15 protein-coding genes and 2 tRNA genes are annotated in these 17,690 nt (G+C 64.7%); 11 read left to right on the forward strand and 6 right to left on the reverse strand.

What is annotated here, in order from left to right; genetic code table 11:
- Nucleotides 1–46: 46 nt before the first annotated feature.
- Both O0880_RS15750 and dkgB read right to left on the reverse strand, forming a co-directional pair.
- Nucleotides 47–979 (reverse strand): LLM class oxidoreductase, encoded by a 933-nt coding sequence (locus O0880_RS15750; protein ID WP_071326725.1) that lies wholly within the window; start codon nt 977–979, stop codon nt 47–49.
- Nucleotides 980–989: 10 nt separating this feature from the next.
- Nucleotides 990–1,814, reverse strand: a complete 825-nt coding sequence (gene dkgB / locus O0880_RS15755) for a 2,5-didehydrogluconate reductase DkgB (RefSeq protein WP_289887382.1) — start codon at nt 1,812–1,814, stop codon at nt 990–992.
- Between the two features lie 216 nt (nt 1,815–2,030).
- Here dkgB and O0880_RS15760 point away from each other — a divergent pair.
- Nucleotides 2,031–2,106 (forward strand) — tRNA-Phe (locus O0880_RS15760).
- Between the two features lie 131 nt (nt 2,107–2,237).
- Here O0880_RS15760 and O0880_RS15765 read toward each other — a convergent pair.
- Nucleotides 2,238–2,777: a DUF2058 domain-containing protein gene (locus O0880_RS15765; RefSeq protein ID WP_071325481.1), complete on the reverse strand. Its 540-nt coding sequence runs from the start codon at nt 2,775–2,777 to the stop codon at nt 2,238–2,240.
- Nucleotides 2,778–3,054: 277 nt separating this feature from the next.
- Here O0880_RS15765 and O0880_RS15770 point away from each other — a divergent pair, with 277 nt between their 5' ends.
- From O0880_RS15770 to O0880_RS15785, 4 genes are all read left to right on the forward strand, one after another.
- On the forward strand, nt 3,055–3,360 hold the full coding sequence (locus O0880_RS15770) for a PsiF family protein (RefSeq protein ID WP_071325482.1): 306 nt from the start codon (nt 3,055–3,057) through the stop codon (nt 3,358–3,360).
- 74 nt (nt 3,361–3,434) lie between these two features.
- Nucleotides 3,435–3,830, forward strand: coding sequence for an energy transducer TonB (locus O0880_RS15775; RefSeq protein WP_289887383.1), 396 nt, complete (start codon nt 3,435–3,437; stop codon nt 3,828–3,830).
- Between the two features lie 123 nt (nt 3,831–3,953).
- Nucleotides 3,954–6,206, forward strand: coding sequence for an EAL domain-containing protein (locus O0880_RS15780; protein ID WP_289887384.1), 2,253 nt, complete (start codon nt 3,954–3,956; stop codon nt 6,204–6,206).
- Nucleotides 6,207–6,296: 90 nt separating this feature from the next.
- Nucleotides 6,297–8,699: a S9 family peptidase gene (locus O0880_RS15785; protein WP_289887385.1), complete on the forward strand. Its 2,403-nt coding sequence runs from the start codon at nt 6,297–6,299 to the stop codon at nt 8,697–8,699.
- A 106-nt stretch (nt 8,700–8,805) separates the two neighbouring features.
- On the opposite strand, the gene O0880_RS15790 is transcribed toward O0880_RS15785, so the two are convergent.
- Nucleotides 8,806–9,801: a cytochrome-c peroxidase gene (locus O0880_RS15790; protein ID WP_289887386.1), complete on the reverse strand. Its 996-nt coding sequence runs from the start codon at nt 9,799–9,801 to the stop codon at nt 8,806–8,808.
- A 208-nt stretch (nt 9,802–10,009) separates the two neighbouring features.
- Between O0880_RS15790 and O0880_RS15795 the strand changes: the two genes are divergently transcribed.
- Nucleotides 10,010–10,441: a hypothetical protein gene (locus O0880_RS15795; protein ID WP_289887387.1), complete on the forward strand. Its 432-nt coding sequence runs from the start codon at nt 10,010–10,012 to the stop codon at nt 10,439–10,441.
- A gap of 36 nt (nt 10,442–10,477) precedes the next feature.
- Here O0880_RS15795 and O0880_RS15800 read toward each other — a convergent pair whose 3' ends face one another.
- Nucleotides 10,478–11,248 carry a hypothetical protein gene (locus O0880_RS15800; RefSeq protein ID WP_289887388.1) on the reverse strand — a complete coding sequence of 257 codons (771 nt, stop codon included), beginning with the start codon at nt 11,246–11,248 and terminating at the stop codon, nt 10,478–10,480.
- Nucleotides 11,249–11,365: 117 nt separating this feature from the next.
- Here O0880_RS15800 and O0880_RS15805 point away from each other — a divergent pair.
- From O0880_RS15805 to O0880_RS15820, 4 genes are all read left to right on the forward strand, one after another.
- A tRNA-Phe gene (locus tag O0880_RS15805) sits at nt 11,366–11,441 on the forward strand.
- A 142-nt stretch (nt 11,442–11,583) separates the two neighbouring features.
- Entirely contained in the window at nt 11,584–12,726 is a 1,143-nt protein-coding gene (locus tag O0880_RS15810; protein ID WP_289887389.1) for a serine hydrolase domain-containing protein, read from the forward strand.
- A gap of 225 nt (nt 12,727–12,951) precedes the next feature.
- A complete protein-coding gene (locus tag O0880_RS15815) occupies nt 12,952–15,333 on the forward strand; it encodes an acyl-CoA dehydrogenase (protein WP_289887391.1) in 2,382 nt (793 codons plus the stop codon).
- A 71-nt stretch (nt 15,334–15,404) separates the two neighbouring features.
- Nucleotides 15,405–15,650 carry a DUF1059 domain-containing protein gene (locus tag O0880_RS15820; RefSeq protein WP_289887392.1) on the forward strand — a complete coding sequence of 82 codons (246 nt, stop codon included), beginning with the start codon at nt 15,405–15,407 and terminating at the stop codon, nt 15,648–15,650.
- On the opposite strand, the gene O0880_RS15825 is transcribed toward O0880_RS15820, so the two are convergent.
- Nucleotides 15,647–16,867: a TCR/Tet family MFS transporter gene (locus tag O0880_RS15825; RefSeq protein WP_289887393.1), complete on the reverse strand. Its 1,221-nt coding sequence runs from the start codon at nt 16,865–16,867 to the stop codon at nt 15,647–15,649. The genes O0880_RS15820 and O0880_RS15825 overlap by 4 nt on opposite strands.
- Nucleotides 16,868–16,972: 105 nt before the next feature.
- On the opposite strand from O0880_RS15825, the gene O0880_RS15830 reads away from it, so the two are divergent.
- Complete coding sequence (locus O0880_RS15830) at nt 16,973–17,611, forward strand: TetR/AcrR family transcriptional regulator (RefSeq protein ID WP_289887394.1); 639 nt, start codon at nt 16,973–16,975, stop codon at nt 17,609–17,611.
- Nucleotides 17,612–17,690 lie beyond the last annotated feature (79 nt).

The raw sequence follows: 17,690 nt of genomic DNA on the forward strand, positions 1-17,690 counted from the left end.
CCCACCGGTTTCAGATAGTCCGGAAGTACAGGACGCCTGCTCCAGGTCAAGCGGCGCCATGAAACACGGGCAATACGTGGTCCGCGATTTCCTGCAGCGCCTCGGCCAGCGGACGGCGGTTCTGCCGCAGCTGCAAGCCGATATGCCGCACGCCGGCTTCGCGCATGGCCTGCAATTCCGCGATCAGGCCATCGCGCCCCGTGCGCCCGCCGAAACGGAAACGCTGCAGCGGCATGGACGCATCCTCGTCCAGGTCCAGGTGGATGAAGCTGACGTACGGCTTGTCGCCGCCGGCCACGGCGCGCCACTGCGCCGCACGCCGCGCATGGTCGTCCGGCGTGCCCGGATAGGCGAGCCAGCCATCCATCTGCGCGCCGATCCAGGCCGGCGTTTGCTGCGCCAGCCCCGCCACCAGCAGCGGCAAGGGCGCCCCCGGCCTGGGCAGCAGGCGGATGCCGGGCGGCAGATGCGTCAGGCCCCAGTCGCGCAGCATGGCGACCTGCTCGCGGAAGGCGGCGCCGCGCTGCCCGAAGTCGCGGCCGAACACGGGATATTCGACGGGACGGTCGCCGCTGGCCACGCCCAGCAGCAAACGCCCGCCACTGAGCTGGTCGACGCTGGCCGCCGCCTTCAGGGTCAGTACGGGCTCGCGCAGGGGCAGCACGACGGCGGCCGTGCCCAGCAAGATGTTCTCCGTGATGCCGGCCAGGTAGCCGAGATAGGTAAACACCTCGAAGACCTGGGCCGCGTCGCCGAACGACGGGTCGTACAGGGGCACGTCGCGCAGCCACAGCGCCCTGAAACCGAGGCGGTCGGCCAGCTGCGCCAGTTCCGCGTGCCGGCGCAGGTCCGGCTCGCCCGGCACGCGGCTGGATGCCGCATTCGCCTGGCGCCCCGTGGACGACCAGTCATTATCGAGCGGCAGTTCCAGGCCGATGCTCAGACTCCCCTGCTGTCCCAGCTTGTGCATCGCAGTCATGGCGCCCATATCAATCCCACTGCGGCGCCAGGCCGTCCGGGTTGGCCAGGCGCTCGCCGCGCTCCAGCGTGGCCATCTGCGCCATCTCGTCCGGCGACAGGGTGACGCGCTGGAAATGCAGGTTCGCTTCCAGGTTGGCGCGTTTTGTGGAGGATGGAATCACGGCAAAGCCCTGTTGCAGCGACCAGCTCAAGGCCACCTGCGCCGGCGTCACGCCGTGCCTGGCGGCGATGGCCGCAATCACGGGATCGGCAACCACCTTGCCATAGGCGAGCGGCATGTAGGCCGTGATGTGGATGCCCTGACTGCGCGCGAAGTCGATGGCCTTGCGGTTTTGCAGGAAGGGATGGATCTCGATCTGCTGCGTGGCGATTTCCGCCGCACCCACCGTGGCGATGGCCTGCCGCAGCTGCGCGTTGGTGAAATTCGATACGCCGATGGCCCTGGTCAGCCCCTGCGCCTTGGCTTCCGCCAGCGCCGCCATGTACTCGGCGACGGGAATGGCGTCCTGTGGCGACGGCCAGTGGATCAGGGTCAGGTCCAGCTGCTCGAGCTGCAGCTTGTGCAGGCTGTCCTTCAGGCTGGGAATCAGTTTGTCGCGCTGCAGGTTCTCGATCCAGATCTTCGTCGTGACGAACAGCGCGTCGCGCGGGACGGGGCTGGCGGCGATGGCCTGGCCCACTTCGGCTTCGTTGCCATAGATTTGCGCCGTGTCGATATGACGATAGCCGACGTCGAGGCCCGTGGTGACGGAATCGATGACGACCTGGCCCTGCAGGCGGAAGGTGCCCAGGCCGATGGCGGGGATGGCGGTGTGTTGGGTAATGGCATTCATGCGGTATTCCTCTCTGATGGATTGCGATGCAAGGCGGGGCAAATAAGGCACCGCCGACCACGACACTATGCGCCCATCCTTTGTTGAGAAAAATACCGCTCACCTCAAATAATATTTGACCCACAAGCAAATAAACACAGACATCGCCGGAAAATCCAGGAAAAGTCGCCGCCAGCCCTTGCATTCGCGTTTTGGTCTGCTATAATTCGCCACCTTGGCCTGGTAGCTCAGTCGGTAGAGCAGAGGATTGAAAATCCTTGTGTCGGTGGTTCGATTCCGCCCCGGGCCACCAAGAATGCGCAGTACATATCAAAACGCCAACCTTCGGGTTGGCGTTTTTGTTTGTGGAGCACATAAAAACGGGCCGTTTCCGGCCCGCAGGGACTCCAGTCCGGCGCCGTCAGCGCCGGGCAAGCATCCCTCTTACCACATCAAATCATCGGGAATCTGGAACGCCGCGTACGGATCGTCCTCGTCCACTTCGGTGCTGGCCTGCTTCACGCGCACGACGATGGCGGCATCGCGTTCGGCGATCTTGTCGGCGATGATGCGCGGCACCAGTTCCACGGCGCCGCCCAGGCAGACGATCACCAGGCGGCCCGCCACCAGATGCGCCTGCACGGCGGCCGTCACGTAGATGCGCTCGATCTTGTTATTAAATGTAAAGTTGTACGGCACGTCGCCGTGGTTGCCCTTGCTCTGGCGGTTCTGTTGCACCAGCTGCGCGATCTGCGCCACGATGGCCTTCTGGTTCGCGGCCGCGTCGCGCTGGGCGTTCAGTTCGCGCGCCCGCTCGGCGTTCTTGCGCTGCGTCTCGAGCGCGGCCAGGCGCACCTCGTCGACGCTTTGCGTGCCGCTCTTGCGCTCGTCCTTTTTTTGCTTGCTCTTGTCCTGGTTGGCCAGCTTGACCTTCTTCTTGTCGACCAGGCCGGCCTTTAAAAACTGCTCTTGCAACGAGACCATAACTACTCCGTATTGAGGGTGCGCCGGCCAAGGCAGCGGCATCGGCCGGTGGAAAGACGCTAGCATAGCAAAAAAAGGCGCGCCCGCCGCCGCCGCATGGCGGCCCGGGCCAGCTCCGCGCCGGTATGGCGCCACGCCCTCATGCATCGGTAACAAAAAGACACACTCAATTGGATTTTTTGTTGATAAATGTCATATAGTTAGTTACGTTTTGCATATCGGCATTCCCATGCCGGTTGCATCCCCCTTCCCTAGCCCGCGTCTACAAGGATTTGCCATGAAACAATTAATCGCCCTCTGCATCGCCGCCGCGTTTGCCGGCTCTGCCTTTGCTGCCGCGCCGGAAGCGGCCCCTGTCGCCAAGACGGCGCAACAGTCGAAGATGACCACCTGCAATGCAGATGCCGCCGGCAAGAAAGGCGATGAACGCAAGGCGTTCATGAAGGAATGCCTGAGCGCCAAGCCGGCACCGGCCATGACGCAGCAAAACAAGATGAAGGCGTGCAATGTCGACGCCAAGGACATGAAGGGCGACGAGCGCAAGGCCTTCATGAAATCGTGCCTGAGCGCGCCCAAGAAATAAGCGCCAGCGCGCATTTCGCCCCACAGCGCCAGCCGGAAGGCTGGCGTTTTCATTTCCACCGTACGGAGTTCCTCTTGTCCTGTCCGCATTCCTTCTCCCCCTCTTCCGCCAGCAGGCTGCTGGCCACGGCTGGCCTGGCCGTCCTCTTGCAAGGCTGCAACACAACAACACCGGCGCCGAGCGCCACACCGGCCGTCGTCGTGCCGGCCAGCATGCCGGCCGGCTGCGCAGCGCCAGCCTGGCCGCTGGAGGCGAAACGGCACGGCGCCCAAGGCAGGGTCACGCTGCGCTTCACGGTGGAAGCGGACGGCAAAGTCAGCAAGGCGGCAGTCATCCGCTCCAGCGGTTATCCGGCCCTCGATCAGGCGGCCCGCGATGCGCTGGCCAAGTGCGTATTCAATCCCGAAACGCTGGACGGCAAGCCCGTCGCCAGCAAGGTAATCATGCCCTACCAGTGGATCAATGAATGACCGGCATTGAACGCTGGCTATCATGATTAATGATCAAGATGACATGAGGATTGATAGCGCGTAATATTTACTCAGCAGTATGAACGGCGCGGCAATAGCTCACCCAGGGGGAAGGACGGCAGCGTGGCGATATCGAGCGATCTCGCGCACTGGCGCGGCCTGGTCTTTACCCGCCTGCTGCAGGTGGTGTTGCTGCTTGGCATCGTGACTGCCATTCCCAGCGCGCTGCTGGCCGCGCGCGAAGCTATCTGGTCCATAGTCGCCCTCGACATACTGGCCATCGGCTGGATCGGCGTCATCTGGCATCTGCGCGCCATGCCCTACCGCTGGCGCGTGTGGCAATTCCTCATCGTCGCCTACCTGGTGGGCGTCGGCCTGCTGCTGAAAATCGGCCCCGTCAGCCAGATCTACATGATGATCATGCCCGTGCTGGCGGCGCTGTTGCTGGGCATGCTGCCAGCGCTGTCGACGCTGGCGCTGACCTCGCTGACCATCTTTTTCCTGGGCCTGCATCCCGACGTCGCCCTGCACATGCACGGCGTGCCCGATTCTCCCGTGCTGCGCGCGCTGATCGTGGCCCTGAACTTCCTGTTCATCGCCGCCGTGCTGACCCTATCCTGCGCCTTCCTGCTGCGCCACCTGGAACGCAGCGGCCAGGCCCTGTCGCAGCTCAACGCCGAGCTGGGCCTGACCGCCACGGCGCTGGCCCGCCTGAACGACATGGTGATGATCGCCGAGGTGGCCGACGCCCATGCCGGTACGGGCGCGGCGCCTGCCACGCGCATCATCTTCGTCAACGACGCCTTCGAACGCAGCAGCGGCTATGCGCGCGCCGAGGCGCTGGGCCGCAGCCTGCTGTTCCAGCAGGGCCCCGCCACCGATGCGGACGAACTGGCGCGCATCGCCGCCGCCATGGCCGGCGCCCAGCCGGCACGCGCGGAATTGCTGAACTACGACAAGAGCGGCAAGGCGTACTGGGTGGAAGTGGAACTGGTGCCGTTCACGGATGCGGACGGCAGGCAGACGCACTGGGTGGCCGTCGAGCGCGAAATCGACGAACGCAAGAAATCGGAAGCGGACATCCACCGCCTGGCCTTCTACGACGTGCTGACGGGCTTGCCCAACCGGCGCCTGCTGATGGACCGCATCGGCCACCTGCTGGCCGCCGCGCCGCGCGACCATACAATCAGCGCGCTGATGTTCATCGACCTCGACCACTTCAAGCACATCAACGACGCGCGCGGCCACGCCACCGGCGATGCGCTGCTGCGCATGGCGGGCGAACGGCTGGCACAGCTGATGCGCAAGGCCGACACGGTGGCGCGCCTGGGCGGCGATGAATTCGTCGTGCTGCTGGCGCACCTGGCCGCCGACGTCGACAGCGCCGCCCGCGCGGCGGCCCAGGTGGCCGAAAAAATCCGCGCCGCCATCGCGCGCGACTTCGATATCGGCGGCCAGTCCTACCACTGCTCGGCCAGCATCGGCGTGACCCTGCTGCCGAAAGCGGGCCAGCAGGCGCACGACCTGCTGCGCGAAGCCGACATCGCCATGTACCGCGCCAAGGCGGAAGGACGCAATGGCATCGCTTTTTTCGAGGCGGCCATGCAGGCGGGCCTGGAGCGCCGCCTGACCCTGGAACGGGCGCTGGCGCGCGCCCTCGATGCGGGCCAGCTGCGCATGCACGTGCAGCCGCAGGTCGACCGCCACGGTCGGGTGACGGGCGCCGAATTGCTGATGCGCTGGCCGCAGCCGGACGGCAGCCAAATCGCGCCCGGCGTGTTCATCCCCATCGCCGAGGAATCGGGCCTGATCGTCAGGCTCGGGCACTGGGCCCTGCGCGAGGCGTGCCGCGCCGCCACGCTGCTGGCGCAGGCCGGATCGCTCATCGCCGTGTCCGTGAACGTCAGTCCGGCGCAGTTTCGCCAGCCCGATTTCGCCGCCCGCGTGCAGGCCACGCTGGCCGAGCATGGCACGCCGGCCACCGCCCTGATCCTGGAACTGACGGAAGGCTTGCTGATCGACCAGCGCGACGCCTCGCTGGCGCGCATGCGCGAACTGGCAGCCCTCGGCATCCGCTTTTCCATCGACGATTTCGGCACCGGCTATTCCAGCCTCGCCTACCTGACGTCGATGCCGCTGTACGAGCTGAAAATCGACAAGCGCTTCATCCGCGACGCGCGCGACACGGCCATCGTGCAGGCGATCCTGGCCATGGCGCGCCACCTGGGCTTGCGCGTCGTGGCCGAAGGCGTGGAAACGCAGGAGCAGGCCGACTTCCTCACCGCCCACGCCTGCGACGGCCTGCAGGGCTACCTGATTGCGCGGCCCATGCCGCTCGACGACTTTGTCACCTGGCTGGCCCGACCCCGCTCTTAGCTTTCCGACATTTCCTGTATGAAACTCCTCCGCTAGAATACCGGCCTCATAGCCTGTACCTTCACCATCTCCTCGTTAAAGTGATCTCCGATGCGTCTGGTTCTTCCCCTGTTGGCCCCTTCCCTGCTGCTGTCTCTGCTGGCCGCCGCCCTTCCCGCCGTCAGCGCGGCCCCCACCACCACCGCCCCCACGCCGATCACGCTGGACCAGGCCATGGCCGATCCCGACTGGATCGGCACGCCCGTCGAAGCGGCATGGTGGGGCTGGAATGGCCAGCTCTACTACAAGCAGAAACGCATCGGCTCGCCCCTGCGCGACACCTATCAATTGCCAAACGCCAGCGCCAAGCTCAATAGCGGCAAGAAAGTCGACGATGCGCAACTGGCGAACCTCGACGGTCAGCAGATGGTGCTCAACCGCGCCGGCACGCGCGCCATCCTGCTGCGCAACGGCGACTTGTTCGAGCGCGACCTGAAAAGCGGCAGCTTGACCCAGATCACGCGCGGCGTCTCGGCCATCAGCGACCCGCAATATTCAAACGACGGCGCCGCCGTGCAGTACCGCAGCGGCACCGACTGGTTCAGCTGGAACCGTGCCGAGCGCCTGAGCGCCCCCGTCGCCCTGCTGCGCGCGGCCAAGGACCCGGACGCCAAGCCGGAAGCGGACGCCTTGCGCGAGCTGCAGCTGCGCCTGATCGTCAACCTGGCGCGCCAGAAGGAAGACCGCGAGGCGAGCCGCGAACGGCGCCAGGAAGAGCGCCGCCTGGACAGCACGCGCGCGCCGGAACCGCTCTACCTGGGAGACAAGGTGACGATTTCCGGCAGCGTCCTGTCGCCGGACGGCCGCTGGCTGCTGTTCGTCACGCAGGACAAGGCTGCCGAAAAAGGCAAGCTGGGCAAACTGGCCCGCTACGTCACGGAAACGGGCTACCCGGAAGCGGACGACGAGCGCACGCGCGTGGGCCGCAACATGCCCATCGCGCAAAGCCTGAAACTGGCCGACCTGCGCACGGGCCAGGTACGCGAGATCGGCTTCGACAGCCTGCCCGGCATCGCCACCGACCCGCTGGCCTCGCTGCGCGCCGAACAGAAGCTGGCGCCCCTGAAAGGCAACCGTGGCGTGCGCGTCGATGCGCAGCGCGACGGCATCGCCTGGACCGATGACGGCAGCAAGGTAGCCGTGCGCATCCGCGCCATCGACAACAAGGACCGCTGGATCGCCAACGTCGACCTGGCCAACGCCGCCCTGCTGCCCGTGCACCGCATCAGCGACACGGCCTGGGTCAACCGCCGCGCCGACGAATTCGGCTGGCTGCCCGACAATGCCACCCTGTGGTACGTGTCCGAGGAAAGCGGCTATGCCCACCTGTACACGAAGACGGGCGCCGCGCCGGCGCGCGCCTTGACCAGCGGCCAGTGGGAAGTGAGCGCCGTCGAATGGAGCCGCGACGGCAAGACCGCCTACTTCATGTGCAACCCGCAGGCGCCAGGCACGTACGAAGTGTGCGCCAGCACGGCCAGGGATGGCGGCGCGCGCGAAGTGACGAATCTGAAAGGCGTGGAAAACTTCGGCCTGTCGCCCGATGGCGGCAAGCTGTTGCTGCGCTATTCCACCAGCTATATGCCGGCCCAGCTGGCGACGGTTGCCGTCGCGGGCGGCAAGGCGACGATCCTGACGGATACGCGCAGCGACGCCTTCAAGGCGCGCAACTGGGTCATGCCGCAACTGGTGCAAGTGCCGTCCACGCATGGCGCGGCACCGATCTGGGCCAAGCTGTACCGCCCCGCCAAACTGGAAGCCGGTAAACAGTATCCGATCGTCATGTTCGCGCACGGCGCCGGCTACCTGCAGAACGTGACCGAGCGCTACCCTGTCTACTTCCGCGAACAGATGTTCCACAACCTGCTGGTGGAACAGGGGTATATCGTGCTCGACGTCGACTACCGCGCGTCGCTCGGCTACGGCAGCGCCTGGCGCACGGCCATCTACCGCCAGATGGGCCACCCGGAACTGGAAGACTTCATCGACGGCGCCAATTGGCTGGCTCGGCAACATCAGGGCGACATCCGGAACGTGGGCATCTATGGCGGCAGCTACGGCGGCTTCATGAGCCTGATGGCCCTGATGCGCGCACCGGACGTGTTCAAGTCCGGCGCCGCCCTGCGTCCCGTAACGGACTGGACCACCTACAACCACGAGTACACGGCGAACATCCTGAACACGCCGGACGTCGATCCGCAAGCGTATAAAATCTCGTCGCCGATCGAATACGCCGACAAGCTGACGGGCAACCTGCTGATTGCCCATGGCATGATCGACGATAACGTGTTTTACCAGGACTCCGTGCGCCTGTCGCAGCGCTTGATCGAGCTCAAGAAGGACAACTGGGAAATGGCCAGCTACCCGATGGAGCGTCATGGTTTCGTGCAACCGGAAGCGTGGTATGACGAGTACCGCCGCATCTATCAATTGTTCCAGAGAACATTGAAATAAACCGCGATGCCCGCTTGATGCGGGCATTTTTTTATGCCGGCGCATTCGGCGGCACGGAAGCAACGAAAGGGGGCAGACCCGCCGGGTCTGCCCCCGGGCCAATCACTCAGTCAAACGGCACGGGCCGCGGCGTGGTATCCGACGATGGCGGCAGGATCGGCAGCACGATGTGCGGCTGCTTGCCCGTCAGGGTTTTCAGGAAGGCCACCAGCTTGGCGTTCTCGTCCGGCGTAAACGTGCGGCCCAGCTGCAATCGGCCCATGACGTCGACGGCCTGCGTCAGGGTCGCCGCCTCGCCATCGTGGAAGTAGGGGTAGGTCAGCTCCACGTTGCGCAGGGTCGGCACCTTGAAGTTGAAACGGTCCCCATCCTTGCCCGTCACGGCCGAGCGCCCTTCGGCCGTCATCGCCGTCTTGTACGGTTCCACCACGCCCATCTTCTGGAAGGTGTTGCCGCCCACGGCAGGGCCGTTATGGCAGGCGATGCAGCCGCTCGACTTGAACAGCCGATAGCCGGCCAGCTCATCCTTCGTCAGCGCGCTTTTCTTGCCGCCTAGCCATTGATCGAAACGGGACCCGGGCGTCACTAGCACTTCCTCGAAGGCGGCGATGGCGCGCGTGACTTGCTCGATGGTCAGTTTATCCTGGCCAAACACGTGCCGGAATTCCGCGCGGTAGGCGGGAATCGAGGCCAGCACGTCGATGGCAAGCTCGTGCGTAAAAGCCATCTCGCCGGGATTGGCGATGGGGCCGCCCGCCTGCTCCTGCAAGTCCTTGGCGCGGCCATCCCAGAATTGCGCCACGTTCATGCTGGAATTGAGCACCGTCGGTGAATTGATGGGGCCGCGTTGCCAGTTGTGGCCGATCGACGTCTTGATGTTATCGGTGCCGCCCATGCTCAAGTTATGGCAGCTATTGCAGGAAATAAAGCCCGAGCGCGACAGGCGCGGGTCGAAAAACAGCTTCTTGCCCAACTCGACCATCGCCGGATTGCCCACCTTGGCGGCGACAATGGGCTGGATCGGTTCTTTCTCGGCGGCATGCAGGGGGACGCCGAATGCGAGGCTGGCGATGAAGAGGAAGGGGGATACGGTGCGGCGCATGGTCTAACTCCTGAAAACATTCCCGAATCGGCGGCGCGCGCCGGCGCGGGAATGCAGCGCGCCGGCCCGGTCGCCACCCGTACATCGCGGATTGGATGTTGATTTATATTAACTTTGACGAGTTGATAATGAAAATGACGGGGATCAAGGTTCTCGCCTAGCGCGAATCGTGCTTGCCATTTACGCAAGCGTGGCACATGATGAAGGCATGACGACATCCACCACCTCCGCCCTGCTGCGCGCCGCGTGCGCCAGCTTCCTGCTGCTGGCCGCCAGCGCCTGCGGCAGCGCCCCCACGCAAGACGATGCGCCGCCCGCTCCCGGCAATGCCGGTTTGCTGGCGCAAATCCAGGCGGAAGTGGGCGCCGCCGCCTGCGATTCCACCCAGCAATGCCAAACCATCGCCATCGGCGCCAAGGCGTGCGGCGGCCCCGAGCGCTACCTGGCCTGGTCCAGCAAAGTTAATGATGGCAAGAAACTCAAGGCACTGGCCCAGGCGCAAGCCGAAGCGAGCCGCAAGCAGCAGCAAGCCGATGGCATGATGTCGACCTGCTCCATCGTCACGGATCCGGGCGCCACTTGCGAAGCGGGACGCTGCGTACTGCAAAAGAACGGCCTGGGCGGCAACTCCGCGCTATAGCCGCTGGCGCAGCGGCTAGTGGGGGATTGCAACCTGTCAGGACTGCAGCTGCAAGGTCTTGACGATCCTGCTTTCCACCTTCTCGCCCGCGCCCGACATGGCGCTCTTGCTTTCCTTGCGCAGCAACAATAAGTGATCGCCGCTGACGCCGTACTGGCGCGTCTCGTCCGTTTTCTGCGTAAAGCTGACGACGACGAAGGCGCGCCCGCTCAAGTCGACATGAAAACGGCTGGCCAGCGGCGTGCCGTCGGCGGCGATCCACACGTCGATACCGCCGTCGAACTTCTTCACATACTTGCGGTCTTTCTCCGGCACCTTGTCGAGCGACAGGGTAAAACTGAGCAGGCGCGCCGGCTTGCCCTTGTAGCTGTCCATCTTTTCGCCACTGAACACGGCTTCGTCGATCTCGCGCGACAGGGCATCCGCCGCCGACACCATGGAGCGCAGCTCCGACGCCTTCATTTCCCCCAGCGCAAAGCCGATCGGCGTCTTGCCCTTCGGATCCTTCACCTTGGCGCGCTGCTCGGCCTCGACTTTCGCCAGCAAGTCCTTGCTGTAGAGCACCTGCAAGCCGGCCGGCCCGCCCTCGACGGCCACCGTGGCCTGGCCGCTATCCTCTTCCGCCTCCTTGCCCTCGCCCTCGCGGCGCCAGGTCTTCGATTCGACTTGCGCCTTGATCGGCGCTTGTCCCTGCAGCCGGGCCAGCGCCGCATTCAAATCGGCCAGCCCATCGGCCCGGGCCGTCCCGCACACCACGCTGAACAAGCCGCCCAGCACCAGCCATTGCACGCCATTACGTCGCTGCATCGTCGCATCCTCATGGTACATTGGGATGCCAAAACACCATGTTTTGGCCATCTGTTGCATTTGAACACAGCCAGCTCTGGTCAGGTGGAATCTCTTTCTGCTATAATTCGCCGCCTTGGCCTGGTAGCTCAGTCGGTAGAGCAGAGGATTGAAAATCCTTGTGTCGGTGGTTCGATTCCGCCCCGGGCCACCAAGAATAAAAAAAACGCCACCTCCGGGTGGCGTTTTCTTTTATCCGGCACCGCCGTTCGCGCTCCGGCAACACCATGCGCGTGATTTTTTTGTCACCGCCGAACCCATTGTGCGAGAATGCCCCTCCCCCCTGGACGGTGCGCATGATGACAAAATTCGCCGCAATCATAACTGGAACGACGTTCATGCTGGCCGCTTGCAAGCCGGCAGCCACGGCACCTGCGCACGACATTGCTGCCGCCATGAGCGAGACCGCGACCACCCTGCTGCAATCGAAACTGCTGCACGCGACCTCGATAGCCGTTGTTTATCGCGGCAAGGAATTCATTCTGCATCAAGGCGAGCTCGAAACTGGCAAGGCCAATCCGCCGAACGATACTACGCTGTATGAAATCGGCTCAGTCAGCAAAACTTTTGCCGGCCTGCTACTGGCGAACGCCGTGCTGGATGGGAAGGCGGCGCTCGACGATCCCATACAAAAGTACCTGGCGGCCGCCTATCCGAACCTGCAGTCGCAGGGGCAGCCGGTTCGCTTGCGCCATTTGATCACGCACACCAGCAATATGCCGGGCATGCTGCCATTGCAGGTGAACACCGTGTTGAAGGATTTCACTGCACACGCGACGCCTGCCAAGCTCAATGCGGCCTACGCCAACTATGGACAACGGCAATTCTGGCAGGACTTGCATACAGTCAGCATCAAAGGTCCGCTTGGCAAGGACTACGCCTATTCCAGCGCCGGCACCGAACTCATTGCGCATACGCTCGAAACAATCTACGGCATGCCCTACGAAGTCCTGCTCACGCAATTCCTCGCGCGCGAAGCCGGCATGCAAGATACCAGGCTGAGCATTACAGGCCAGGATGCCGGCCGGCTGGCGCCCGGCTACCATAGCGACAATCCCGTCATCACGACACCGATGCCGCAACTGCCCTGGGGCGCAGCCGGTAACCTGAAGTCGACCATGCCGGATATGGCGAAGTACCTGCGCCTGCAATTGAGCGCCCATCGCGCGGTCGTCGAATCGCACAAGCCGCTGGTACGCTTTCAGGACGACTTCAGCATTGGCTATTTCTGGAACATCGGCAGCAATCGCCAGTTGGGCACGCATTATGTGCACCATGGCGGCGTACCACGCGCGCAAGGCTACGCCTACGTCGTTCCCAAATATCAGCTCGGGGTCTTCATCATCACCAACCAGAGCGGCGACGCTACTGCCGGCGCCATGGAAAGCGCGCTGGCGCATATTTTCGACACGGTGGAAGCCATGGAAAGCGCGAAATAGGCCTGCCCCTGTGCTGAAAATCCTGGTGTCGCCGCTGCGATTCCGCCCAGGGCCACCAGGCATTCAGCAGCAGCTGGAAAAATATCAAAAAGCCAACCACCAGGTTGGTTTTTTTGTTTTCGACGTCGCATGGTACACTGCCGGCCATGGCCCCTATGCGCTGTACCGCACAGTAACATTCGGCAGATCGGCCTACCCTGTTCCTATTACACAGGGAGATATCGCATGCTCAAGATTGCTCTGCTGGTGGCCCTGCTGGGCCTGCTTCTACTCTTCGCGCCCGGCCCCGTGCGCCGCGCCCTGCTCACCCCGCGCCTGCTGGCGCTGTTCAAGCGCATCCTGCCCACCATGTCGGACACGGAACGCGACGCACTCGAGGCGGGCACCACGTGGTGGGATGCGGACCTGTTTTCCGGCCGGCCCGACTGGTCCAAGCTGCTCGCTTATGGACGCGCCTCGCTCACTGCCGAGGAACGCCACTTTCTCGACCACGACGTCGAGCGGCTGTGCGAATTGGTCAACGACTGGGAAACCCAGCAGGAGCAAGACTTGCCGCCCCAGGCCTGGACCTACATGCGGGAACACGGTTTCCTCGGCATGATCATCCCCAAACAATATGGCGGCAAGCAATTCTCCGCCTACATGCACTCGCAAGTGGTGATGAAGCTGTCGAGCCGCTGCTCGGCGCTGGCCGTCAGCGTGATGGTGCCCAATTCGCTGGGGCCGGCTGAACTGCTGCTGCATTACGGCACCGAGGAACAGAAGAATTATTACCTGCCGCGCCTGGCCGCCGGCGTCGAAATTCCCTGCTTTGCGCTGACCAGCCCGTATGCGGGTTCCGATGCGGCCGCCATCCCCGACCTGGGCGTGGCGTGCATGGGCATGCACGAAGGGCGTCCCACCCTGGGTTTCCGCCTCAGCTGGAACAAGCGCTACATCACGCTGGCGCCCGTGGCGACCTTGCTGGGGCTGGCATTCCAGACCAGCGACCCCGACCACCTGCTTTCCGGGGACGACACTCCCGGCATCACCTGCGCCCTGATTCCCGCCAGCCACGACGGCGTCGTGATCGGACGCCGCCACCATCCCTTGAACGCCGTATTCCAGAACGGTCCCACCTCGGGCCAGGACGTCTTCATCCCCATCGACTGGGTCATCGGCGGCCAGGCGCAAGTGGGCAAGGGCTGGCGCATGCTGATGGAATGCCTGGCGGCCGGGCGCGCCATTTCGCTGCCCTCGTCCAGCGTCGGCATGGGCAAGATGGCCGTGCGCGGCACCAGCGCGTATGCGGCCGTGCGACGCCAGTTCAACATGCCGATCGGCAAGTTCGAAGGGGTGCAGGAAGCGCTGGCCCGCATGGGCGCCAATCTGTACTTGATGGATGCGGCGCGCACCCTGGCCGCGCACGCCGTCGACCTGGGCGAGAAGCCGGCCGTCATTTCCGCCATCGTCAAATACCACGTCACGGAACGGGGCCGCGCGCTCGTCAATGACGGCATGGATATTCTCGGCGGCAAGGGCATTTGCATCGGTCCCAACAATTTCCTCGCCAGCGCCTACCAGCAGATTCCCATCGCGATTACCGTCGAAGGCGCCAACATCCTCACCCGCAGCCTGATCATCTTTGGCCAGGGCGCCATCCGCGCGCATCCGTATGTGCTCCGGGAAATGGCCGCCGTGGGCGAAAGCGACCACGCCAAGGCGCTACGCGATTTCGACGCGGCCTTCTTTGGCCACGTCGGCTTTGTGCTGGGCAACCTGGCCCGGGGGCTGTGGTACGGGCTGGGCGGCGCGCGCCTGGCCGCCGTGCCCGCTGCCGGCGCGCCCGAACTGGCGCCCTATTACCGCGCCCTGACGCGGCTGTCGACGGCGTTTGCCGTCATGACGGACATGTCGATGTTCGTGCTCGGCGGCGAACTCAAGCGGCGCGAGCGCCTGTCCGCGCGCCTGGGCGACGTGCTGTCGCAACTGTACCTGGCCTCGGCGGTGCTGAAGCGTTACGAGGACGATGGCAGGCCGCCGGCCGACTTGCCCTACGCGCACTGGGCGCTGCAGGACGCGCTGCTCAAGGCGCAGCAGGGCTTGACGGGCGTGCTCGAGAATTTCCCCGCGCGCGTGCTGGCCGCGCTGCTGCGCGTGCTGCTGTTCCCGTTCGGCCTGCCCCACCGCCCGCCATCCGATGAACTCGGCAGCGCGGTGGCGCACGCCATGCAAACGGCCGGCGCCGACCGCGAACGCCTGCTGGCCGATGGCCATGTCGCCAGCGAGGGTAGCCACGGCGGCGATCCGCTGGCCTGCGCCGACCGGGCGCTGGCCTTGCTGCCGGACGTGCTGCACATCGAAAAACGCCTGAAAGACACGCCCGAAGGCGCGGCCCTCAGGCACCTGCCGCAAAGCCTGCACGCCATGCAGCAGTGGCTGGCGGCGGCCAAGGCGGCAAGCTCGGTCAGCTGCCAGGAGCACAACACCTTGCTGGAATTTGCGCGCCTGGTCGATGGCCTGATCCAGGTCGATGATTTTCCGCCCGCTGTGGCGCCGCAGGCACAGGGCGGCGGCGCCGCGCACCGGCTGGATGACGAACCGGCTGGCGAGAGCCGCGCGGCCTAGGCCTCGCTGGTTTGCGGCCTATACTGAATTGAGCGGGTGCGGTGCCCGCTCAATTCAGAAAGGAGTCGATCATGACACGCAAATTCATCGATTGCCGGGAATTCCCTAGCGATATGCATTGCTCGGTGGCCATCTCAGCCGACAGCGAGGAAGAGCTGCTGGGCATTGCGGTAGAACACGCCGTCTCGGTACACCATCACCAGGATACGCCGGAACTGCGCCAGCAGCTGCGTCAGATGTTCAAGGATGGCATGCCGCCCGAACATCTGCCCATGACCGGGCAGACCGGCAGCAGCGGCGCCTCGCACGCGCACTAGCCAGCGGGGGCCGCCGCCGGCTTCTGCAGGCGCAAGCCCAGCACGAGGGGCACGAGGGCCGCATACACGACGATCACCGACAGCCAGATCGCGCCGGGCCAGTGCGCCCTCACGCCAAAATAGATGCTGGAAAACACCAGCGGACAGAAAACCGACGCCAGGCTCACGGCCGAGGCCAGCACGCCCTGGAACTGCCCTTGCAGGCCTACATCGACCTGGCGCGTCGCCAGCGATTGCAGGGCCGGCGCGCCGATGCCGCCCAAAGCGAACACGGGCATGATGGCAAAGATCATCCAGCTTTGGCTGGCGAACGCCATGACGACCAAGGCGAGGCAGGCGCAGGCGAGCCCCGCCAGGATGGTGGCCCGCTCGCCCAGCAGTTTCACGGCCGGGCCGGGCAAGTAGGCCTGGGCCAGCGCCTGGCATACGCCGAACGCGCCCAGCGACAGGCCGATCCACAGCCCGTTCCATGCGAAGGCGTCGTGGCCCCACAGCGCCCAGCACACGCCATACACTTCGCCGGCCGCGCTGAAGGTAAAGAAGATGACGGTGATCGGCAGCAAGCTCTTGTCCGAAAACACCCAGCGCAGCGGCCGCAAGGGGTTCAGCGCCGCCAGGTCGATCTTCCCACGCGTCGGCGTGCGCGAGGGGTGGCGTGATTCGGGCAGCAGATGCCAGGCCAGCAGCAGATTGCAGCCGTTCAACGCGGCCGCCGCCATGAACGGCAGGCGCAAGCCGTAGTCGCCGAGTGCGCCGCCCAGCACGGGACCGATGAGGAAGCCCGCGCCGAACATGGCGTTGAGCAAGCCGAAACGGCGCGCCCGCGTTTCTTCTGCGGAAATATCCGTGATGTAGGCGGTGGCCACGGAAACGTTGGCGCTCGTCAGCCCGGCGATGGCGCGCCCCAGCAACAGCATCCACAGGCTCGGTGCAAAGGCGAGGAACAGATAGTTGACGGCCGCGCCGGCCAGCGACAGCAGCAGCACGGGCCGCCGGCCCAGGCGGTCGCTCAGTGCGCCCAGCACGGGCGCGAAAACAAATTGCATCAACGCATACAGGGCCGTCATGACGCCGATGTAGGGCGCCACGTTGTCGGCATGCGTGACGTCGCGCAGCAGCGCCGGCAGGATGGGAAAGATCAGGCCGATGCCGACGGCGTCGAGCACGACGGTGGCGAAGATGACAGGCAGCGCCGCCACGGGAATGGATAATTTCATATACTCAATCTAAATATGTACTCAGTACATAAATAGTATACCCGGCCTTGCCGTGCCATCAATCGTTATCTGTACTCAGTACACTTCGTGTATGATCGCGGCAACATGACGATTCCTTCCGACCTCCGCTCCCGCAAACGCCTTGCCACACGGCAAGCCATCTCGAATGTCGCCACGCGATTGTTCTTCGTGCGCGGCTTCGACCAGGTGACGGTGGACGAGATCGCGGCGGCCGCCAGCGTGGGGCGCATGACGGTGTTCAACCACTTCCCGCGCAAGGAAGACATGTTCTTCGACCGCGAGGAAGAAGGCCGCGAACTGCTGCGCGCCGCCTTGCGCCAGCGCGACCCGGCCGTGGCACCCCTCGATACCCTGCGCCAGCTGGCGCACCGGCTGGTGACGGAAGACAGTCCCTACATCACGTTTTCCGCCGCCGGCCAAGGCTTCATCGCCACCATCGAAGCCAGCGACACCTTGAAAGCGCGGGCGCGGGCGATCCGCGACGAGCTGGCGCAAGTGGTGGCGACGGCGCTGGCCGAGAGCACGCAGAGCGAGGCGCACGATCCCCAGGCCCAGCTGGCGGCGCATCTGCTGCTGGCCACCTGGAGCACGGCCCTCATCGAGGCGCACCGCGCCTTCCGCCAGCATGGCGACGCGCAGCAGGCGAAAAGCCTTTTTCTCGCCATCGTGGAACGGGGCCATGCCGGCCTCGGCGCGGCCATGGCGGGCACGCCTTACGCCTGAGAAGTCCAGCATCGGCGCGGAATGGCAATTCCTTGACGCCAGACAAGGCGCCACGGCCCCAGCCCGCCTACAATCGCCG

It is taken from the genome of Janthinobacterium sp. SUN118 (assembly GCF_030397695.1).
GTDB lineage: Bacteria > Pseudomonadota > Gammaproteobacteria > Burkholderiales > Burkholderiaceae_D > Janthinobacterium.

Bases quoted from the DNA above. Each gene is read 5' to 3' on its own strand.
- O0880_RS15810 (WP_289887389.1), top strand. From the start codon at position 11,584: ATGATGACAAAATTCGCCGCAATCATAACTGGAACGACGTTCATGCTG.
- O0880_RS15765 (WP_071325481.1), bottom strand. From the start codon at position 2,777: ATGGTCTCGTTGCAAGAGCAGTTTTTAAAGGCCGGCCTGGTCGACAAG.
- O0880_RS15830 (WP_289887394.1), top strand. From the start codon at position 16,973: ATGACGATTCCTTCCGACCTCCGCTCCCGCAAACGCCTTGCCACACGG.
- O0880_RS15815 (WP_289887391.1), top strand. From the start codon at position 12,952: ATGCTCAAGATTGCTCTGCTGGTGGCCCTGCTGGGCCTGCTTCTACTC.
- O0880_RS15795 (WP_289887387.1), top strand. From the start codon at position 10,010: ATGACGACATCCACCACCTCCGCCCTGCTGCGCGCCGCGTGCGCCAGC.
- O0880_RS15785 (WP_289887385.1), top strand. From the start codon at position 6,297: ATGCGTCTGGTTCTTCCCCTGTTGGCCCCTTCCCTGCTGCTGTCTCTG.
- O0880_RS15800 (WP_289887388.1), bottom strand. From the start codon at position 11,248: ATGCAGCGACGTAATGGCGTGCAATGGCTGGTGCTGGGCGGCTTGTTC.
- O0880_RS15825 (WP_289887393.1), bottom strand. From the start codon at position 16,867: ATGAAATTATCCATTCCCGTGGCGGCGCTGCCTGTCATCTTCGCCACC.
- O0880_RS15750 (WP_071326725.1), bottom strand. From the start codon at position 979: ATGACTGCGATGCACAAGCTGGGACAGCAGGGGAGTCTGAGCATCGGC.
- dkgB (WP_289887382.1), bottom strand. From the start codon at position 1,814: ATGAATGCCATTACCCAACACACCGCCATCCCCGCCATCGGCCTGGGC.
- O0880_RS15770 (WP_071325482.1), top strand. From the start codon at position 3,055: ATGAAACAATTAATCGCCCTCTGCATCGCCGCCGCGTTTGCCGGCTCT.
- O0880_RS15820 (WP_289887392.1), top strand. From the start codon at position 15,405: ATGACACGCAAATTCATCGATTGCCGGGAATTCCCTAGCGATATGCAT.
- O0880_RS15790 (WP_289887386.1), bottom strand. From the start codon at position 9,801: ATGCGCCGCACCGTATCCCCCTTCCTCTTCATCGCCAGCCTCGCATTC.